We start from the raw sequence: 4132 nt of genomic DNA, 5'->3' as shown, positions 1-4132 counted from the left end.
GAGATACGAGATACGAGATAAATGGGGAGTTTAAAAAGGTTGTTGGGATAAAACAAAGGGAAGAAAAAAAATATCGTGGCATAGCCGGGGGGACTATACCACGGGTGCCAACGACACCTTCGCTTGCTGCCGGAGTGATATAGCAAAGCCATATCACCTCTGGAATAAAATTAAAGAGAAGTAGTTTCTCTTCGATGGAGTAACTATACGTCCAGCTACTTATTTTACTTATAAAATTAACGACAGATACCTATGAGAAAACCGACATTGTCTCAAGTGATTGATAATTAATGATTTATTTTTGTTTGGGGGGGGGTGTACTAGTGAGGTAGTTCTCGCTAGTTGTTGAAAGTAACGTTTTTGACGTAAACGTTTTTAACGAAACTTACGAGTATGTATTTTCGAAAACATTGATTTCACACAATAGAATTGTGGGCATGTATGTGTATCATGGCGTTAATAACAATCTTTCTCATTATCAGTCACGAATTGGGTACTTATGAAACTCTCACAACTAGAGCAAGGAAAGGCGGCTTCTATTGTTGCACTAACAGGTTTAACACCAGACGTAAGGAAGAAACTTATGGTCATGGGTATGTTGCCAAAAACCGAGGTGACGCTTATCCGCCGTGCACCTATGGGTGATCCGCTTCAAGTTGAAGTGAGAGGTGTTTCTATCGCCATTCGTGAAAGCATTGCAGAACAAATCGAGGTTATCTAAATGGATTATCAAGTTCTTACCGTTGGTAACCCGAATAGTGGTAAAACAACACTGTTCAACGCACTGACTGGTGCTAAGCAGCACGTTGGTAACTGGGTTGGTGTCACTGTTGAAAAGAAGACGGGTTTATACTCGCACGCTGGTGATCATTTTCAACTAACGGATTTACCGGGTATCTACGCACTAGACAGTGGTAATGATGCGAACAGCATCGATGAGTCTATCGCGTCTCGCGCTGTTTTAACTCACCCAGCAGATGTGATCATCAATGTTGTCGACGCTAACTGTCTAGAACGAAGCTTATATATGACATTACAGCTGCGTGAGTTGGGTCGCCCAATGATCGTTGTGTTGAACAAAATGGATGTATTAAAGCGCGAACGTCAGGTGATTAACCTTAAAGCACTAGAGAAAGAGCTAGGTTGCCCAGTTCTAAGCTTGTCTGCAAACGATAAAGGTCAAGTGGTTCGCTTTAAAGAGCGTCTGCATAAACTGCTTGTTCAAGGTGTGAGCCTTGACCCTATCTCTATTGATTACGATGCCGCGTTAGAAGCTCTTATCCCTTCTGTTGAGTCACAATTTGATGATGCTGACGTATCTCACCGAGCGCTAGCGATTCGTGCTTTAGAAAATGATTACTTGGTATTGAATGGTTTAGCCCCACAAACTCGCACTCAAATTGATAGCGTGCGTCTTGGTGCCGATTTCGATATTGACCTTGCTGTTGCTGACGCTAAATACACTTTCTTACATGACCTTTGTAAACGTGTTCGTCGCAGCGAAGGCAAACTAAGCCGTAACTTTACAGAGAAAGCAGACCAATTCATTTTGAACAAATGGGTCGGTATTCCTTTCTTCTTCGTTATCATGTACCTAATGTTCATGTTCTCTATCAATATCGGTAGTGCGTTTATCGACTTCTTCGATATTGGTGTTGGAGCAATATTAGTTGATGGTGGACACCACTTATTAGATGGCCATTTACCAGTTTGGTTAGTCACTGTACTTGCTGATGGTATTGGCGGCGGTATCCAAACGGTTGCGACCTTTATTCCTGTTATCGCAGCGCTTTACCTATTCTTAGCGGTACTAGAAAGCTCAGGCTACATGGCTCGTGCTGCATTTGTACTTGATAAAGTGATGCAGAAGATTGGTTTACCGGGTAAAGCATTTGTCCCACTTGTACTGGGCTTTGGTTGTAACGTGCCTTCAATCATGGCAACTCGTACTCTTGACCAAGAGCGCGAACGTAAACTAGCAGCATCAATGGCGCCGTTTATGTCATGTGGTGCTCGTTTACCGGTATACGCATTGTTCGCGGCGGCATTCTTCCCAGGTGCAGGACAAAACGTAGTATTCGCTCTGTACATCATGGGTATCGTTGCTTCTGTATTTACGGGTTTGTTCCTGAAAAACACGATCTACCCAGGTAGCAGTGATAGCTTAGTGATGGAAATGCCAGATTACGAATTGCCGACAGTGCAAAACGTAATGTTGAAAACTTGGCAGAAGCTGAAGCGTTTCGTACTTGGTGCAGGTAAAACAATCGTGATGGTTGTGGCTATTCTTAGCTTCCTAAACTCTCTAGGTATGGACGGCAGCTTTGGTAACGAAGATAGCGAAAACTCAGTACTGTCTAGAGCAGCTCAAGTTGTAACACCTGTATTCCAACCAATTGGTATTACTGAAGAGAACTGGCCTGCAACGGTTGGTATCATCACTGGTATCTTCGCGAAAGAAGCGGTAGTCGGCACGTTGAATAGCCTTTACACAACACCATCAGACGAAGAAGCAGCTGAATTCGATTTGGCAGCAAGCTTGCAAGAAGCGGTAATGACGATCCCTGAAAACCTATCAGGCTTGAGTTACTCAGATCCGCTAGGTATTGAGGTTGGCGATTTAAGCGATTCAGGCGCAGTTGCTGAAGAGCAAGAGGTAGACTCATCAATCTTCGGTAACCTAAAAGACAAATTTGTTTCTGGTCATGCTGCATTTGCTTACTTAATCCTTATCTTGCTTTACACGCCTTGTGTGGCAGCGATGGGTGCTTACGTTCGTGAATTTGGTCAAATGTTTGCACGCTTTATTGCGGTTTGGACAATGGCGCTTGGTTACTTTGGTGCGACCTTCTACTACCAAGCAGCAAACTTTGCTGCACATCCGGTGACAAGTGCAGTGTGGATGGTGGCAATTGCTGGTGGTTTTGTGGTGACGTATCGCGTGTTCAAGAAAGTCGGCAGTAAGCAGAAAGCGCTAGAGGTGCAAGTCGTATGATTTTAACTGAACTTCATCAATACATTGATAGCCAAGGTGTTGCGGCTCGTAAAGAACTCGCTGCAAAGTTTGGCATGAGTGAAGATGGCGTCGATGCGATGCTGAGTGTGTGGGTTAAGAAAGGGAAAGTATCTCGCTTGGTCGACACCAACAAGCATGGTCATACAACACGTGTTCGCTACACCATCAGCAAACAAGATGGTTTGTCGCTTAACGTGATGATGTAGTTCTGTCTTCAGACTCTCGTTGAAAAAGGCGAGATTAGAAAATGACAAAGCCGCTTATCTAAGATGAGCGGCTTTTTGTTATGTGTCTTTTCTGAAGTGTTTTGCTTTAAAGCTCAATGAGATGAACTCGAATTATGCTTTCTTGAAGATAGAGCTCAGTGACAGAACGTTTTGGATACGAGTCAGGATAGCGGCTTGATCTTCTTCACTGCGCTGTTCGCCTTTTGTATTACCCCATACTGGGCCGGGCCAAGCAATGTCGTCTTTGAAGCGTGCAATATGGTGGATGTGCAGTTGTGGCACCATATTACCCAGCGCACCAAGGTTCAATTTGTCTGGTTGGAACGTTGCTTCTAATGCTTGGCTTACCGCCTGAGATTCATGTAGGAACTGCTGTTGCTCTTTCATTGGTAAGTGGTGCAACTCTTTTAGGTTGGCACGTTTTGGTACCAAGATAACCCAAGGCACTGCGTTATCTTTGTGTAGCAGGGCTAAGCTCAGTGGAAATTCGCCGATAAGTGTGGTGTCTTTCGCAAGTTGCGGGTGAAGTTCGAAGCTCATGATCTTTCCAATTAATTGTTTTACATGAGTATAAGGTCGGAGTTTGAATGTGGCTAGGGCTTACGTTCTCAATAAGCAGATTCCCTATCACGTTCGTCCCTCACTGTAGGGAATGATGGCGAGAAGAGGGATAACGATTTGGTGTGGTTTGATGGCGCATCATTGATGTTGTCTTGGATTCACTACACCTATTCTCGTCATCTCCTAGAGCGACGAATGAGCGTAATAGGATATCTCTTGCTGTGTAGGTTAGCTAATCGCTTAAATAATCGAGTAAACAAACCTCCAGACAAAAAAAGGTTGACGCTTTCACGTCAACCTTTCTAATTTTCTCGAATCTCGAATCTCG

At 43.9% G+C, this 4132-nt stretch carries 4 protein-coding genes; 3 read left to right on the top strand and 1 reads right to left on the bottom strand.

Features of this window, described 5'->3' with window-relative positions:
• Nucleotides 1-499: 499 nt before the first annotated feature.
• From AB4138_RS05010 to AB4138_RS05000, 3 genes are read left to right on the top strand one after another with little or no spacing between them, the layout of a single operon-like run.
• Nucleotides 500-721: a FeoA family protein gene (locus AB4138_RS05010; RefSeq protein WP_004734203.1), complete on the top strand. Its 222-nt coding sequence runs from the start codon at nt 500-502 to the stop codon at nt 719-721.
• Complete coding sequence (gene feoB, locus AB4138_RS05005) at nt 722-2995, top strand: Fe(2+) transporter permease subunit FeoB (protein WP_372305182.1); 2274 nt, start codon at nt 722-724, stop codon at nt 2993-2995.
• Nucleotides 2992-3222 (top strand): FeoC-like transcriptional regulator, encoded by a 231-nt coding sequence (locus tag AB4138_RS05000; protein WP_048660845.1) that lies wholly within the window; start codon nt 2992-2994, stop codon nt 3220-3222. The genes feoB and AB4138_RS05000 overlap by 4 nt, the downstream gene beginning before the upstream one ends.
• 132 nt (nt 3223-3354) lie before the next feature.
• Here the strand turns inward: AB4138_RS05000 and AB4138_RS04995 are convergent, their stop codons facing one another.
• Complete coding sequence (locus AB4138_RS04995) at nt 3355-3783, bottom strand: HIT domain-containing protein (RefSeq protein WP_017061937.1); 429 nt, start codon at nt 3781-3783, stop codon at nt 3355-3357.
• Nucleotides 3784-4132: the final 349 nt, after the last annotated feature.

This window comes from Vibrio sp. 10N.286.52.C3, assembly GCF_041468865.1.
Classification (GTDB): domain Bacteria; phylum Pseudomonadota; class Gammaproteobacteria; order Enterobacterales; family Vibrionaceae; genus Vibrio; species Vibrio crassostreae_C.
The sequence above is the reverse complement of the archived record's forward strand: the minus strand, read 5'-3'. Positions and strand labels throughout refer to the sequence as shown.

Coding starts and splice junctions, on each gene's coding strand:
- AB4138_RS05010 (WP_004734203.1), top strand. CDS start 500: ATGAAACTCTCACAACTAGAGCAAGGAAAGGCGGCTTCTATTGTTGCA.
- feoB (WP_372305182.1), top strand. CDS start 722: ATGGATTATCAAGTTCTTACCGTTGGTAACCCGAATAGTGGTAAAACA.
- AB4138_RS05000 (WP_048660845.1), top strand. CDS start 2,992: ATGATTTTAACTGAACTTCATCAATACATTGATAGCCAAGGTGTTGCG.
- AB4138_RS04995 (WP_017061937.1), bottom strand. CDS start 3,783: ATGAGCTTCGAACTTCACCCGCAACTTGCGAAAGACACCACACTTATC.